Annotated in this window: 13 protein-coding genes; 10 read left to right on the forward strand and 3 right to left on the reverse strand. The window is 62.0% G+C overall.

What is annotated here, in order from left to right; genetic code table 11:
* Nucleotides 1-3: 3 nt before the first annotated feature.
* The gene (locus QP363_RS00935) at nt 4-1,278 is read right to left on the reverse strand and encodes a glutaminase (RefSeq protein WP_284761972.1); all 1,275 of its coding nucleotides are present in this window, start codon (nt 1,276-1,278) and stop codon (nt 4-6) included.
* Nucleotides 1,279-1,306: 28 nt separating this feature from the next.
* Here QP363_RS00935 and QP363_RS00940 point away from each other — a divergent pair, with 28 nt between their 5' ends.
* Nucleotides 1,307-1,849, forward strand: a complete 543-nt coding sequence (locus QP363_RS00940; RefSeq protein ID WP_070643641.1) for an isochorismatase family protein — start codon at nt 1,307-1,309, stop codon at nt 1,847-1,849.
* Between the two features lie 20 nt (nt 1,850-1,869).
* On the opposite strand, the gene QP363_RS00945 is transcribed toward QP363_RS00940, so the two are convergent.
* Nucleotides 1,870-2,277, reverse strand: a complete 408-nt coding sequence (locus QP363_RS00945; protein ID WP_216379808.1) for an oxidoreductase — start codon at nt 2,275-2,277, stop codon at nt 1,870-1,872.
* 148 nt (nt 2,278-2,425) lie between these two features.
* On the opposite strand from QP363_RS00945, the gene sucB reads away from it, so the two are divergent.
* The 8 genes from sucB to QP363_RS00985 all read left to right on the forward strand — a co-directional run bounded on the left by sucB (nt 2,426) and on the right by QP363_RS00985 (nt 13,266).
* Nucleotides 2,426-4,471 (forward strand): 2-oxoglutarate dehydrogenase, E2 component, dihydrolipoamide succinyltransferase, encoded by a 2,046-nt coding sequence (sucB, locus tag QP363_RS00950; RefSeq protein ID WP_284761973.1) that lies wholly within the window; start codon nt 2,426-2,428, stop codon nt 4,469-4,471.
* A gap of 272 nt (nt 4,472-4,743) precedes the next feature.
* Nucleotides 4,744-5,898 (forward strand): MFS transporter, encoded by a 1,155-nt coding sequence (locus QP363_RS00955; protein WP_284761974.1) that lies wholly within the window; start codon nt 4,744-4,746, stop codon nt 5,896-5,898.
* Nucleotides 5,899-5,971: 73 nt separating this feature from the next.
* Entirely contained in the window at nt 5,972-8,830 is a 2,859-nt protein-coding gene (gcvP, locus tag QP363_RS00960; protein ID WP_284761975.1) for an aminomethyl-transferring glycine dehydrogenase, read from the forward strand.
* A gap of 3 nt (nt 8,831-8,833) precedes the next feature.
* A complete protein-coding gene (gene gcvT, locus QP363_RS00965; protein WP_284761976.1) occupies nt 8,834-9,946 on the forward strand; it encodes a glycine cleavage system aminomethyltransferase GcvT in 1,113 nt (370 codons plus the stop codon).
* Nucleotides 9,947-9,988: 42 nt separating this feature from the next.
* Nucleotides 9,989-10,381, forward strand: coding sequence for a glycine cleavage system protein GcvH (gcvH, locus tag QP363_RS00970; protein WP_070711481.1), 393 nt, complete (start codon nt 9,989-9,991; stop codon nt 10,379-10,381).
* A 69-nt stretch (nt 10,382-10,450) separates the two neighbouring features.
* Nucleotides 10,451-11,314 carry a lipoyl(octanoyl) transferase LipB gene (gene lipB, locus QP363_RS00975; RefSeq protein WP_284761977.1) on the forward strand — a complete coding sequence of 288 codons (864 nt, stop codon included), beginning with the start codon at nt 10,451-10,453 and terminating at the stop codon, nt 11,312-11,314.
* Between the two features lie 50 nt (nt 11,315-11,364).
* Nucleotides 11,365-12,438: a lipoyl synthase gene (gene lipA, locus QP363_RS00980; protein ID WP_284761978.1), complete on the forward strand. Its 1,074-nt coding sequence runs from the start codon at nt 11,365-11,367 to the stop codon at nt 12,436-12,438.
* A gap of 42 nt (nt 12,439-12,480) precedes the next feature.
* Nucleotides 12,481-13,266: a DUF4191 domain-containing protein gene (locus tag QP363_RS00985; RefSeq protein WP_070729750.1), complete on the forward strand. Its 786-nt coding sequence runs from the start codon at nt 12,481-12,483 to the stop codon at nt 13,264-13,266.
* A gap of 312 nt (nt 13,267-13,578) precedes the next feature.
* On the opposite strand, the gene QP363_RS00990 is transcribed toward QP363_RS00985, so the two are convergent.
* Nucleotides 13,579-14,013 carry an RDD family protein gene (locus QP363_RS00990; RefSeq protein ID WP_070447409.1) on the reverse strand — a complete coding sequence of 145 codons (435 nt, stop codon included), beginning with the start codon at nt 14,011-14,013 and terminating at the stop codon, nt 13,579-13,581.
* A gap of 129 nt (nt 14,014-14,142) precedes the next feature.
* Here QP363_RS00990 and glnA point away from each other — a divergent pair, with 129 nt between their 5' ends.
* A complete protein-coding gene (gene glnA / locus QP363_RS00995) occupies nt 14,143-15,576 on the forward strand; it encodes a type I glutamate--ammonia ligase (RefSeq protein WP_070447412.1) in 1,434 nt (477 codons plus the stop codon).
* The last annotated feature ends 221 nt before the right edge of the window (nt 15,577-15,797 follow it).

Below are 15,797 nucleotides of genomic sequence, written 5' to 3' on the forward strand. Positions count from 1 at the left end.
CGCTCACACTTCTTCGCCGGCGATGACGTAGTCCTCCTTGTCCGCCAACGGGAGGACGGTGCCATCTGACATGGCGCGGTCGGTGACGAGCCCGTCATCGTCGACAAGCGCGACCTCGTTGTCTTCCTCACGCAGGCGGCGCAGGCCTTCCTTGAGCATGCGCCGGCCCACCTTGTGCAGCCCAGAGACCTGGGAGAAGTCCAAGGCCAAGCGCTTGCCGGAGAACTGGCGCTCCTCCAGCTCGTGGAGGATGGCTTCCGTGGCGGTGAAGTTGATATGACCCTGCAGTCGAATGATCGCCGTCTCATCATCTTCATCAACGCTGCGTACTGGGTGCACACCGAAGCGGTTCTCTGTGGACATCAGGTGCAGGCCCATGTCCGAGGAGAGCTCACGGAAGATTGCGGTGCCGCGCACGCTATTGCCCTGTTCATCAAGGCGCGGCGAGAACGTCGCCACGCCGCTCTGCCCCGGCAGCGTACCAATGAGCCCGCCGGATACGCCGGACTTCGCGGGGATTCCCACCTCCGCCATCCAGCGCCCAGCGCCGTCGTACATGCCGCAAGAGCTCATCACCGCCAGGGTCATGCGGCAGACATCGGCGTCTAGAATCTTCTCTCCTGTTACCGGCTGGCGCCCACCATTGGCCAAGGTCGCGGTCATGACGGCAAGGTCGCGCACATCGACCGACAGCGCGCACTGCGAGGTATAGGACAGCACGGCATCGTGGGCATCGTCCTGAATGATGCCATAGGAGCGCAGCATGTGTGCGAGGGAGAGGTTACGCTCGGCATGCTCAAGTTCGGAGTCACACAGGCGCTTGTCGACATCCACCTCGCGCCCCGCCAGCTGTGAAATGAAGGAACGAATCTTTTCCACGCGGTCCTCCACGCTGGAGTCCACTCCGTTGATGAGCTGGTTGACCACAATGGCACCGGCGTTAATCATCGGGTTTACTGGGCGGTGATCTTTGGCGAGGGAAAGCTCGTTGAAAGCCTGCCCAGAAGGCTCGAGGCCGACGACGTCACGCACCGCGTCTAAGCCCAGCTCACTCAAAGCGAGGGCGTAGACGAAGGGTTTGGAGATGGATTGGATGGTGAAGCGGTTTTCTGCGTCACCGGCGCTATACAGGTGGCCTGTGACAGAGCACAGCGCAACGCCCAACTGGTCTGGGTTTGCGCTGGCCAGTTCCGGGATATAGTCCGCGACTTCCCCGGAATCGTGATCGTGAACGCCATCGAGGATTTTCTGTAGATAAAAAGGAATCGGTGTCTTCATCGCTTCCCAGGGTATAGAATTGCCCCGTATGACACCTGCACTCATCATTGTCGATGTCCAACATGATTTTTGCCCCGGCGGAGCCCTCGGCACCGAACGCGGCAACGAAGTTGCTGAGCGCATTGGCGCTCTCCAAGCCTCTTATGAAACTGTCGTAGCCACACAGGATTGGCATATCGATCCAGGCACCCACTTCTCTGAGAATCCCGACTTCGTCGATACCTGGCCCACGCACTGCGTAGCTGATTCTTTCGGCGCCGCCATGCACGAGGCCATCGCACCCGCCCAGGCCTACTTCAAGAAGGGTGAGTACACCGCCGCCTACTCGGGCTTCGAGGGCGCGGCCGACGGTGTTCCCCTGGCAGAGTGGCTGCGCGAGCACAATGTCACCGCCGTGGACATCGTTGGCATTGCCACCGACCACTGCGTGCGCGCGACGGCTGCCGATGCCCTTAAGGAAGGCTTCACCGTGCGAGTTCTGGCGGACTACTGCGCGCCCGTCGACGAGACCCGCGGCGCTGCCGCCCTGGAGGAACTGGCCAAGGCAGGCGCCACCATCGTTAGCGAATAGGCAACAGGCGTTGTGGCTGTTTAGCTATCGCCCTGTTGGTTCTGCTGCTGGCGCTGCTCAAAGCGTTCGCGGCGCTCGCGCTGCTCCTCCCGCTTGCGCAGAATGCGCTCTCGCTCGATGCGCTCGCGCATGCGCTGGGGATAGCCAGTCTCTTCGACGTCATACACATCGCAGCGCAGAAGCTTGGCCACCGCGTCAATCCCTTTGGGCCCACCAATGCGGCGGCGGATGAAAGCACCGCCTTCATCAACTACTACAACCGACATCTCGTTGACCACGGTCTCCGGCTCCACAAAAGCCTCAATATAAGCGCGTCCCTGCGCCCAAGCTTGGAGCTCCTGAGCGTCTTCTGCGCGAATGGTCTCCCCCGGTGCGCGGGGCGGGCGCAGTTGGGACTTAGAGCTATTGCGGCGGAAGGGGTTGAACATGGCTCTTTAGCCTACCGGAGGCCACCTTCAGCTTCTTCGTGCGGAGGATGCCCCAATTCACCCCACCCATGCGCAGCTTTTATAAACACGCTGTAGAATCAATCACTAGCGTTTCACTAATTCCAACTTTCGAGGAGTCTTAACACTTATGGCACACTCTGTTGTGATGCCCGAACTGGGCGAATCTGTAACCGAAGGCACGATTACCCAGTGGCTGAAGTCCGTCGGTGACACCGTCGAGGTCGACGAGCCATTGCTCGAGGTCTCCACCGACAAGGTCGACACGGAAATCCCCTCCCCGGTCGCCGGCACCATCCTCGAAATCAAGGCTGAGGAAGATGACACCGTAGACGTGGGCGAGGTCATCGCCATCATCGGTGATGAGGGCGAGTCCGCACCGGCTGCTGAGGAGTCCGAGGATTCCTCCGAGAAGGCTGCTGAGACCCCGGACAAGCCTGCTGAGGACGCTGAGTCTGAGGCCCCGGCCGCTTCTGGTGACGCCACCGACGTAGAGATGCCGGAGCTTGGTGAGTCCGTCACCGAAGGCACCATCACCCAGTGGCTGAAGTCCGTCGGCGACACCGTCGAGGTCGACGAACCACTCCTCGAGGTCTCCACCGACAAGGTCGACACCGAAATCCCGTCCCCGGTCGCCGGCACCCTCGTTGAAATCCTCGCCGAGGAAGACGACACCGTCGACGTCGGCGCCGTCATCGCCCGCGTCGGCGACGGCTCCGCCGCAGCCTCCGAGAAGCCCGCTGCCAAGGAAGAAAAGGCAGAGGAAAAGAAGGAAGAACCCAAGGCTGAAGAGAAGCCTGAGGACAAGCCGGCTGCTTCTGGTGACGCCACCGACGTAGAGATGCCGGAGCTTGGTGAGTCCGTCACCGAGGGCACCATCACCCAGTGGCTGAAGTCCGTCGGCGACACCGTCGAGGTCGACGAACCACTCCTCGAGGTCTCCACCGACAAGGTCGACACCGAAATCCCGTCCCCGGTCGCCGGCACCCTCGTTGAAATCCTCGCCGAGGAAGACGACACCGTCGACGTCGGCGCCGTCATCGCCCGCGTCGGCGACGGCTCCGCCGCAGCCTCCGAGAAGCCCGCTGCCAAGGAAGAAAAGGCAGAGGAAAAGAAGGAAGAGCCCAAGGCTGAGGAGAAGAAGGAAGCGTCGAAGGCAGAAGAGAAGAAGCCTGCTGCTTCCCAGTCCTCCGAGCCGAAGACTTCTGAGACTTCCACCAAGGTCAACAACGGCGATAACGTCCCGTACGTGACCCCGCTGGTGCGCAAGCTGGCTGAGAAGCACGGCGTTGACCTGTCCACCGTCTCCGGCACTGGCGTCGGCGGCCGCATCCGCAAGCAGGACGTCCTGGCCGCTGCTGGCGAGGGCGAGGCACCGGCTTCCTCCGCTAGCGCCTCCTCCAGCAACCCGCGCGCTCGCTGGTCCACCAAGTCCGTGGATCCGGAGAAGCAGGAGCTCATCGGCACCACCCAGAAGGTCAACCGTATCCGCGAGATCACGGCGTCCAAGATGGTTGAGGCCCTTCAGATTTCCGCTCAGCTGACCCACGTTCAGGAAGTCGATATGACTGCTATCTGGGATATGCGCAAGCAGTCCAAGCAGGCGTTCATTGACAAGTACGAGGCCAACCTCTCCTTCCTGCCGTTCATCGTGAAGGCCACCGTTGAAGCACTGGTCTCCCACCCGAACGTCAACGCGTCCTACAACCCGGAGACCAAGGAGATGACCTACCACGCTGACGTCAACGTGGCCATCGCCGTGGATACTCCGCGCGGCCTGCTGACTCCGGTCATCCACAAGGCCCAGGAGCTGACGCTGCCGGAGATTGCCCAGAAGATCGCCGAGCTGGCTGATAAGGCACGCAACAACAAGCTCAAGCCGAATGATCTGACCGGTGCTACCTTCACCGTGACCAACATCGGCTCCGAGGGCGCCCTGCTGGATACCCCGATTCTGGTTCCGCCGCAGGCCGGCATCCTGGGCACCGCCGCTATTACCAAGCGCGCGGTCGTCGTCACCGAGGACGGCCAGGACGCGATTGCTATCCGCCAGATGTGCTACCTGCCGTTCACCTACGACCACCAGGTGGTCGACGGTGCCGACGCTGGTCGCTTCATCACCACCATCAAGGACCGCCTCGAGACCGCTGATTTCGAAGCCGACCTTGACCTCTAAGTCTTTACAAGGCTCCAACTCTTAAGAGGCTGCTCCCCCGCCACTGCGGCGGGGGAGCTTCGTCGTTGTGCGCGCTGCTTCTCTCCTCCAACGCCGCACAGCGGCCCAGGGCGGCCCAGCGACAAGCGCTCTCATGCCAGCACCCCGCCTACCTGACGAAAGTTGCCGCAGATGCTGCGGCGAGTTCAATAACTTTGGCAGATAGGCGCCTTCCGAGCCCCGCTGCTCCATTTCCATGCCTAACTGTGACTCAGCACACTAGACTGTGGCGCATGGTTTCTCAGAAGTGGTTCCGCGTCGCTTTAGGCATGTTCCTCGTCGCGTGCGGCGCCAATCTTTTCGCCCCTATGGTCGTGGTCTACCAAGTCACCACGGATCTGGGAGTTCTGCAGACGACCTTCCTCTTTGGCATTTATGCCCTCGGCATCATGGTGGCTCTCTTCATTGGCGGCCCACTCTCGGATTCACTGGGGCGCCGCGCCGTCATGCGCCCAGCCGTCCTCACCACCACTGCTGGCTCACTGGTCTTCCTCGCTGGCGCAGGCGGCGCCTTCCTCCCCTTGTTGATTGGCCGCCTATGTGCCGGGGCTGCGGTGGGACTGGCCATGTCTTCCGGCGCTGCGTGGATCAAGGAGCTCAGCACCCACCTCAGCGTGGGCGCCAAGCGTTCCTCCATTGCCCTGTCGGCCGGCTTCGCCTCCGCGCCTGGAGTCGCTGGCATCGCCGCGGAATTCCTTCCCTGGCCCACCGTCCTGCCTTATCTATTACACATCGCACTTGCCCTCGTCGTGGTCCCACTCGTGTGGACGGTGCCCGAAAAGCAAACAAGAACACCGCGGACGCAGCGGCGCACCTTCATACCGGCAAGCCTGATTACTCCTAGCTACCTACCCGTCGTGGCCTACGCGCCGTGGGTCTTCGGCTCCGCCACCACCGCTTTCGTGTTCCTGCCTGCACAGCTCAGCGAGCATCTGCGCCACCCCATTCTCATCGCCGGATTGTGCGCGCTGCTCACCATGGGCAGCGGCGTGATCATCCAACAGCTGGCGGGACGTATCCGGGTTAACGCCTTCCACGGCATGGTGCTGGCCGCACTAGGCATGGTGCTGTGTCTCATCGTCGTCGTGTCAGCACACCACGGCTGGGCAGTATTCCTCCTGCCTCTCGCAGCCATTATCATGGGTAGCTCCTATGGAATCGGCATGCTCAGCGGGCTCGCAGAAACCCAAGCCATCGCCGACCCAGCGGAGCTCGGGGCAGCAACGGGGGTGGTTTATTCGCTAACTTATCTAGGCTTCTTTGCCCCCTTCATCCTCTCCCTTTTGGGCCCTATCACAGGCTATTCCACCGCCTTCATCATTGGACTCGCGGTCGCGGCGCTGACTGCCGTGGCGCTACATCTCCGAATCAGGGGTAACCGGGGTTAATGTCATGGCATCCGCCTTATACTTGGGGGCAGTTTAGGTCACACAAACTAACGCCACGAAGGAGATTCACCATATGGATTTCATCTCTCGTCACCTCGGCCCGGATGCAGCCGAGCGTGAGACGATGCTCAAGGCAGTGGGTTATGACAGCGTGGACGCGCTGGTCGATGCCGCCTTGCCTACCTCTATCCGCGCCACCGAGGAGCTGAACCTCCCGGAGGCTTTGAGCGAAGATGATGCGCAGGCGAAGCTGCGCGAGTACGCCTCCCAGAACGTCGTGCTGAAGTCCTTCTATGGCCAGGGCTACTCCGATACCCTCACCCCGGCGGTCATTCGCCGCGGCCTGCTGGAGGATGCCGGCTGGTACACCGCCTACACGCCCTACCAGCCGGAGATTTCGCAGGGCCGCCTCGAGGCACTGCTGAACTTCCAGACCATGATTGAGTCCCTGACCGGCCTTCCTATCGCCAACGCCTCGCTTCTCGACGAAGCCTCTGCCACCGCCGAAGCCGTCGGCCTGATGGCCCGCGCGGTCAAGAAGGGCCGCCGAGTGCTGTTGGATTCGCGCCTGCACCCGCAGGTTCTGGCCGTGGCCGCCGAGCGCGCCCGCGCCATCGAGCTGGAGGTCGAGATTGCTGATGTCCGCGATGGCATCGTCGGCGAAGACCTCGTCGGCGCAGTCTTGGCCTACACCGGCACCGAGGGCGATATCGTCGACCCGCGCGCTGCCATCGAAGAGCTGCACACCCGCGGCGCCCTAGCTGCCGTTGTCGCTGACCCGCTCTCCCTGCTGCTTCTGGAAGCCCCGGGGTCGATGGGGGCAGATGTTGTCCTCGGCTCCTCGCAGCGCTTCGGTGTCCCACTCTTCTTCGGCGGCCCGCACGCAGCCTTCATGTCCGTCACGGATAAGCTCAAGCGCCAGCTGCCGGGCCGCATCGTGGGCGTGTCCAAGGACGCTGCCGGCCGCCCCGCTTACCGCCTGGCGCTGCAGACCCGCGAGCAGCACATCCGCCGTGAGCGCGCCACCTCCAATATCTGTACTGCGCAGGCCCTCCTGGCCAACGTGGCCTCCATGTATGCGGTCTACCATGGCCCGAAGGGGCTGAAGGAGATTGCCCAGCGCGTGCATGACCGCGCTTCTGCTTTCGCCGCGGCAGTCACCGGCGCAGGCAAGGAGATTGTCTCCCGCGACTTCTTCGACACCGTCACCGTCACCTGCGTGGATGCCGCCGCTATCAAGACCCAGCTGCAGGAGCAGGGCTACCTGGTGCGCGCCATCGGCGCGGACAAGGTCTCGGTCTCCTTCGGCGAGTCCGCCACCAGCGAGGATGTCAACATCCTCGCCGGCGCCTTCGGCGCCGCGGACTCCGCTGCGGCGACCGCCGCCTCCTTCGAGATTCCGTCCTCCGTCCAGCGCTCCGAGGAGCCGCTGCAGCACGAGATCTTCAACTCCCTCCACTCCGAGACCCAAATGTTGCGCTACCTGCGCACCCTGGCAGATAATGACCTGGCTCTCGACCGCACCATGATCCCGCTGGGCTCGTGCACAATGAAGCTCAACCCCACCTCCGCCATGGAACCCATCTCCTGGCCGGAGTTCGCGGGCATCCACCCCTATGCCCCGGAGGAAACCACCGCTGGCTGGCGCGCGCTGATCGACGAACTCGAGTCCTGGCTCGCCGAAATCACCGGCTACGCACAGGTTTCCATCCAGCCCAATGCTGGTTCCCAAGGCGAGCTGGCAGGCCTGTTGGCCATCCGCCGCTACCACGTTGCCAACGGTGATCACGGCCGCGATGTCATCCTCATTCCGGCTTCCGCGCACGGCACCAACGCCGCTTCGGCCACCCTGGCAAACCTGCGCGTTGTCGTGGTCAAGACCGCTGACGACGGCTCCATTGATGTTGCCGACCTCGACGCCAAGCTCGAGCAGCACGGCGAGCACGTCGCCGGCATCATGATTACCTACCCCTCCACTCACGGCGTCTTCGACCCAGAGGTGCGCGAGGTCTGCGACAAAATCCACGCAGCCGGCGGCCAGGTCTACATCGACGGCGCGAACATGAACGCGCTGACCGGTTGGGCCCGCCCGGGTGCTTTTGGTGGCGATGTGTCCCACCTCAACCTGCACAAGACCTTCACCATCCCGCACGGCGGAGGTGGCCCGGGTGTGGGCCCGGTGGGCGTCGCCAAGCACTTGGTGCCTTTCCTGCCGACGGATGCCAACGACCCCCAGCTGGACCCCGCGCAGCCGGCTGCGGAGGGCACCGGCGTTCCGTCCACCGCATCGCGCTACGGTTCCGCCGGCGTGCTGCCGATTTCTTGGTCCTACCTGGCTATGGTGGGCTCGCAAGGACTCACGGAGGCCACGAGCCATGCCATCCTCGGCGCGAACTACCTAGCGCAGAGCCTGAAGGATTCCTTCCCCGTTCTCTACACGGGTAATGCCGGCTTGGTCGCCCACGAATGCATCTTTGACCTGCGCGAGCTGACCGACGCCTCCGGTGTCACCGCCGCCGATGTGGCCAAGCGCCTCGTGGACTACGGCTTCCACGCACCGACCCTGTCCTTCCCGGTGGCCGGCACCCTCATGGTGGAGCCCACCGAGTCTGAGGACCTGGGTGAGCTGGACCGCTTCATCGAAGCCATGCGTTCCATCCGCGCTGAAATCCAGGAGATCATCGACGGCAAGGTGGCCTACGAGGACTCCGTCATCCACCATGCACCGTTCAACGCCGAATCCGTCGCCGCCGACGAGTGGAACTATGCCTTTAGCCGCCAGCAGGCCGCCTACCCGGTGACCTCCCTGCGCGCTAATAAGTACTTCCCGCCGGTGCGCCGCATCGACGAGGCTTACGGTGACCGCAACCTGGTGTGCACCTGCCCGCCGCCAGAGGCTTTTGACTACTCCGACGACAACCAGGAGGTTTAAGCAATGACTGACTACCTGCACTCCCCGCTACACGCTGAGCACGAGAAACTCGGTGCTACCTTCACCCCCTTCGGGCCGTGGGAGATGCCGCTGAAGTATGACAACGAGCTTGAGGAGCACCGCGCGGTACGTAATGCCGCTGGTCTCTTCGACCTCTCCCACATGGGTGAAATCTGGGTCAACGGCCCGGATGCCGCCGATTTCCTCTCCTACTGCTTCATCTCCAACCTCGCCACCCTTAAGGAGGGCAAGGCAAAGTACTCCATGATCTGCGCTGAGGATGGCGGCATCATCGATGACCTCATCACCTACCGCTTGGAGGAGACCAAGTTCCTCGTCGTGCCCAATGCCGGCAACGCCGATACCGTGTGGGAGGCGCTTAACCAGCGCGCCGAGGGCTTCGACGTGGACCTGAAGAACGAGTCCCGCGATGTGGCGATGATTGCTGTCCAGGGCCCGAAGGCGCTGGAGATCCTCGTCCCGTTGGTGGAGGACACCAAGCAGCAGGCCGTGATGGACCTGCCCTACTACGCCGCGATGACCGGCAAGGTGGCCCGTAAGTATGCGTTCATCTGCCGCACCGGCTACACCGGTGAGGACGGCTTCGAGCTCATCGTCTACAACTCCGATGCCCCGGAGCTGTGGGAAGAGCTGCTCAAGGCCGGCGAGGAATACGGCATCAAGCCCTGTGGCTTAGCAGCGCGCGACTCCCTGCGCTTGGAGGCTGGCATGCCGCTCTACGGTAACGAGCTCACCCGCGATATCACCCCAGTGGAGGCCGGAATGTCCCGCGCCTTTGCCAAGAAGGAGCAGGACTTCGTGGGCGCTGAGGTGCTGCGCCAGCGCGCTGAGGAGGGCCCGCAGGCCGTTATCACCGGACTTGTCTCCTCCCAGCGCCGCGCCGCCCGTGCCGGCTCCGAGGTCTACGTGGGTGAGAACAAGGTGGGCACGGTTACATCTGGTCAGCCCTCCCCCACCCTGGGGCACCCGGTGGCACTCGCGCTCATCGATACCGCCTCTGGACTCGAGCCGGGTGCGGCAGTCGAGGTGGATATCCGCGGCAAGCGCTACCCCTTCGAAGTTTCCGCGCTGCCCTTCTACAAGCGCGATAAGTAAACTCCACTACTGAAGTCAACTACCGAAAGGACACCCCTTCTCATGGCTAATCTTCCTTCCGATTTCTCCTACTCCGAGGACCACGAGTGGATTAACGCCACCGCTGACTCCGTCGTTGGTTCTACCGTCCGTATCGGCATCACCTCCGTGGCCACCGACCGCCTGGGTGAGGTCGTCTTCGCTGAGCTGCCTGCCGTGGGCGATACCGTCGAGCACGGCGAGACCTGCGGCGAGGTCGAGTCCACCAAGTCCGTGTCTGACCTCTACTCCCCGGTCACCGGCACCGTGACCGCCGTCAATGAGGGCGTGCACGATGACTACGCAGTCATCAACAACGATCCCTTCGGTGAGGGCTGGCTCTTCGAGGTCGAGGTCACCGAGGTCGGCGAGCTGATGACCGCCGACGAGTACGCCTCCGCCAACGGCGTTGACTAAAACAACGTTTGAGCAGCGCAGACTCAGCCCCTTTCGGGCTGATTTTTCGCGGGGTTTAGGATTGGGTTCATGACTGCTCCCCGCGAACCTTTCTTTCCCGCTGATCGCTCCATCCGCGCTTCCGACGAACAACTGGAGATCCGCCGCTTGGGCCGCATGGGCTACCAAGAGGCCTGGGATCTGCAGGCTGAGCTCGCGGCGGCGCGGGCGGCGGGTACGCAGGGTGATGTCATCCTCGTGGTGGAGCACCCCAACGTCTACACCGCTGGCAAGCGCACGCAGCCGGAGGATATGCCTGATAATGGCCTGCCGGTCATTGATGTCGACCGGGGAGGACGCATCACCTGGCACGGTGAGGGCCAGTTGGTGGTCTACCCCATTATCAAGCTGGCCGAGCCGGTAGACGTTGTCGATTACGTCCGCCGCCTTGAGGAGGCCATCATCCAAGCCGTCCGCGAACTCGGTGTGAGCACCGCTGGGCGCATCGATGGTCGCTCTGGCGTATGGGTTCCTTCCACCACCCAGGCTGCCGACCCCGCCGCCCCGAAGCGCGACCGCAAGCTAGGTGCCTTGGGCATTCGCGTGACCCGCGGCGTGACCATGCACGGCCTAGCGCTCAACTGCACCAACACCTTGGAGTACTACGAGCACATCGTGGCCTGTGGCATCGATGATGCGGATGTGTCCACGCTGTCGCTTGAGCTGGGCCGCCCGGTGACTATGGAGGAGGCAGAAGCGCCGCTTCTCGACGCCCTCCTCAAAGCCCTCTCCGGGGAATTAACGGTGGCCGACCACACCTTTGCCTCGGCCCCTGATCCCATCAAAGTGGCCAACGAGAAGGCCCGCCAAGCCCGCAAAGCCGCGCAAGAAAATAGCGGCTCCCCTCGGTGGAATAAAGCAACCACCCGCAGGGCTTGTATTAGAAAGAGCTAGTTCAACACCTAAAGTGAGGTTTCGTGACTGTTAAGCCTGAAGGACGCAAGATGCTCCGCATTGAGAAGAAGAATGCGGAGTCTCCCATCGAACAGAAGCCGCGTTGGATCCGCAACCAGGTTCGCACCGGCCCTGGGTATGAGGACATGAAATCTCGCGTGTCTGGTGCTTCCCTGCACACCGTGTGTCAGGAGGCTGGCTGCCCCAATATTCATGAGTGCTGGGAATCGCGCGAGGCCACCTTCCTCATCGGCGGTGACAAGTGCACCCGCCGCTGCGATTTCTGCGATATCGCCACCGGCAAGCCGGAGGAACTGGACCGAGACGAGCCGCGTCGTGTGGCAGAGAATATCCAGGAAATGGATCTCAACTACACCACCATTACGGGTGTGACCCGCGATGATCTGCCGGATGAGGGTGCCTGGCTCTACGCCGAGGTGGTGCGCAAGATTCATGAGCTCAACCCGCACACCGGCGTGGAGAACCTCACCCCGGACTTCTCCGGTAAGCCGGACCTGCTCCAAGAGGTCTTTGAGGCCCGCCCCGAGGTCTTCGCTCACAACCTGGAAACCGTGCCGCGCATCTTCAAGCGCATCCGCCCGGCCTTCCGCTATGAGCGTTCACTCGACGTCATCCGCCAGGCCCACGACTTTGGCTTGATCACCAAGTCCAACCTCATCCTGGGCATGGGCGAAACCGCAGAGGAGATCGAGGAAGCACTGCGCGACCTGCGCTCGGCAGGCTGCGACATCATCACGATCACCCAGTACCTGCGCCCTGGTCCGCGCTTCCACCCGATCGAGCGCTGGGTGCGTCCAGAGGAGTTCGTGGAGCACTCCAAGCTGGCCAAGGAGCTCGGCTTCGGCGGCGTCATGTCTGGCCCGCTGGTCCGCTCCTCCTACCGTGCTGGCCGCCTCTACGTGCAAGCCATGGAGGCACGCGGTCTCGAGCTTCCGGAGAACCTGAAGCACCTAGCGGAGACTTCCCAGGGCGCTACCGCCCAAGAAGCTTCCACCCTGCTGGAGAAGTACGGCCCCTCCGAGGAGACCCCAGTGACGACCCGCATGGTCAAGACCCCAGCCGGTGCAGCGAACCGGAACTCGGCGGCGTCCACCATTCGCTAGTTCGATTCTCTTTTTCACCCTCTGACCTCTAAAGTAGGAGCCATGGCTAACGACGACAAGGCATCGCTCAAGGAAGCGAAGAAGCAAGAGCGGGCAGCCAAGCGCGCCCAGCGCAAGCAGAACTGGTCACAGATGTGGCAAGCGTTCAACATGCAGCGCAAGCAGGACAAGGCTCTCATCCCCATCATGCTGGCTGCATTCTTGGGTGTGGGCTTGCTCTTCTTCCTTATCGGCCTGCTCTTCAACGGCCAGTGGTTCATGCTCATCATCGGCTTGGGCCTTGGCGCAATGCTCGCTATGTTCCTGTTCACTCGCCGCCTCGAGCGCGACATGTACAAGAAGGTGGAGGACCAGCCTGGTGTCGCCGGCTGGGCTTTGGAGCAACAGCTGCGCAACACCGTGGGCGTGGTGTGGAAGGTCAAGCCGGGCGTGGCGGCGACCCGCCAGCAGGATCTGGTGCACCGCGTGATTGGTAACTCGGGCGTCATCTTCGTCGTCGAAGGTGACCGCAAGCGCGTCGCCCCTACTCTCAACCGTTTGAAGAAGCGCGTTGACCGCCTAGCTGGCGGCGTGCCGGTCTACGAGGTCTTCGTGGGCAGCGGTGAGGATGAGGTGCCGGTGTCCAAGCTGCGCACTCACATCATGAAGCTGCCGCGCAACTACAACAAGAACGAAACCTACGACAACATTCGCCGCATCGAGGCCATGGATGATCTGCCGGGTACTACTCCGGGTCTGCCGAAGGGCCCGATGCCCCGCCAGGCTCAGAACATGGCGGGCATGAACCGCCGCATGCGCCGCATGCAGGAGCGCAAGGGCGGCAAATAAGCCACCTCGTTCCGCACAAGAAGGGGTCCCTTCCGAGATTCTCGGAAGGGACCCCTTTTTCATTGGCTTTAAGGACGTCCCTGAGCCTTGTTCCCTGCATTGGCCACAGCAGAATCTTCTGCTCAGCAAGCACCTTCTACTTGGCATCTCCCAAAAGGCGTCTTTAGCCCTGAAAACGCCATACAACAGATGCCTTTAGCCAGACGTCTTTTACCAGGTGCCATTTGCCAGATACCGTTCGCTGGAAGCCATCTGACCCCATACCCCGCGCGAAGCTTGTGGTGGATACGACCGGCTGGCGCTGAACAAGCTTTAGGCCATGATGACGGCGGTGCCGGTGGCGCGGTCGTGGAGGCCGCGGCCGTCGGCATCGACCATCGCTGCGGGGAACAGCACAGCAGTCAGCAGCGTGCGGACCGCCGCCCGCCACAAACCGACAGAGGTACCCGGCACGTCGAGGCGGGCCACGCCCATACCCAGCATGGCCATTCCCGGGGTGCGAGCGAAGAGCCATCCGCACACGATGCCCATGACTACCCACACTGCATAACCCAAGAAGGCTGGGCCGCCGAGCGAATCCGTAAAGAGCTCAAGAAGATTGGCAATGATCATCGCCAAGATCCAGTCAATGAGCACGCCAAGAGTGCGCCGCATTACAGAAGCCAGGGCACCTGGCCCCTCCTTGGGCAAGCCCATTGTTTGCCCAGGCCACTGCCCGTGCTCAAAGCCGTCGTTGTTATCTGCCATGTTCACCAATCTAGCCGTCGGCTCCGCGAAGCAGAAAATTTACATCTAGGTGCCCCAGGCACCCCAGTGAAGCAGCCAATACCTGTAAACTAGTCGGGAGTACTACACGTCAACCAACAGGAGACCACCGTGTCCTTTGAGACAATCCAGGACGTCATCACATTCATCAAGGAAGAGGACGTCAAGTTCGTTGACATCCGGTTTACGGACGTCCCCGGCACTGAGCACCACTTCTCTATTCCGGCCGAGGAGTTTACTGAGGACGCAGCTGCCGAAGGCCTCGCTTTTGATGGTTCTTCCATCCGCGGATTCACCACCATCGATGAGTCCGATATGACGCTGCTGCCGGATCCGAAGACCGCCTTCGTGGATCCTTTCCGCACCGCGAAGACCCTGAACATCAAGTTCTTCGTCCACGACCCGTTTACCCTGGAGCCTTTCAGCCGCGACCCGCGCAACATCGCGCGCAAGGCTGAGGAGTACCTCGCCTCGACTGGTATCGCGGATACCTGTAACTTCGGCGCCGAGGCTGAGTTCTACATCTTCGACTCGGTTCGCTACGGCACCGACGTACACAACGGCTTCTACGAGGTTGATACCGATGAGGGATGGTGGAACCGCGGTTCTGAGACCAACTTCGATGGCACCCCGAACACCGGTTTCAAGACTCGCGTGAAGGGCGGCTACTTCCCTACGGCACCCGTCGACAAGCACGGCGAGGTCCGCGATGCCATGGTGGAGCAGCTGCAGAAGGCCGGCTTTGTTATCGAGCGCTTCCACCACGAGGTGGGCAGCGGCCAGAACGAGATCAACTACCGCTTCAACTCCCTGCTGCACGCGGCTGATGATATTCAGACCTTCAAGTACATCATCAAGAACACCGCTGAGCAGTTCGGTAAGTCCGTAACCTTTATGCCGAAGCCACTGGCCGGCGATAATGGTTCCGGTATGCACGCCCACATGTCCCTGTGGCAGGACGGCAAGCCGCTCTTCCACGATGAGGCTGGCTACGCCGGTCTGTCTGATATGGCTCGCTACTACATCGGCGGCATCTTGACCCACGCACCGGCTGTGCTGGCGTTCACTAACCCCACTCTGAACTCCTACCACCGTCTGGTTCCGGGCTTTGAGGCACCGATTAACCTGGTGTACTCGCAGCGCAACCGCTCGGCTGCTATCCGTATCCCGATTACCGGTTCTAACCCGAAGGCCAAGCGCATTGAGTTCCGCGCGCCGGATCCGTCGGGCAACCCCTACTTCGGCTTCGCTGCCATGATGATGGCAGGCCTCGACGGCATCAAGAACCGCATTGAGCCGCACGCTCCGGTGGATAAGGACCTCTACGAGCTGCCGCCGGCAGAAGCTGCGTCCATCCCGCAGGCGCCGACCTCCCTGGAGGCCTCCATCGCAGCGCTTGAGGAGGACAACGAGTTCCTCACTGAGGGCGATGTCTTCTCCGAGGATCTCATCGAGACCTACATCAACTACAAGCGTGAGAACGAAATCGCACCGGTCCGCCTGCGCCCGACTCCGCAGGAATTTGAGATGTACTACGACTGCTAAAGGATTTTTGGGTTTCTGACCTCTTCTTTTAGCACTCAGTACAAAGAAACAACCCACGGTTTCCTTCACGGATTCCGTGGGTTGTGTCATGTTGAGCCCGGCGCGCGGGAGCCCAATGGCGCAGCTTCTGAAACTAGCTAAAGGGGCCCTTCCGGTTTTAGAGTGCGTTGATTTTGTCCTGTAGTTGTCCGGAGTGGATGAGGCATCGCAAGATGTAGTGG

This window comes from Corynebacterium sp. UMB6689 (genome assembly GCF_030215295.1).
Classification (GTDB): Bacteria; Actinomycetota; Actinomycetes; order Mycobacteriales; family Mycobacteriaceae; genus Corynebacterium; species Corynebacterium aurimucosum.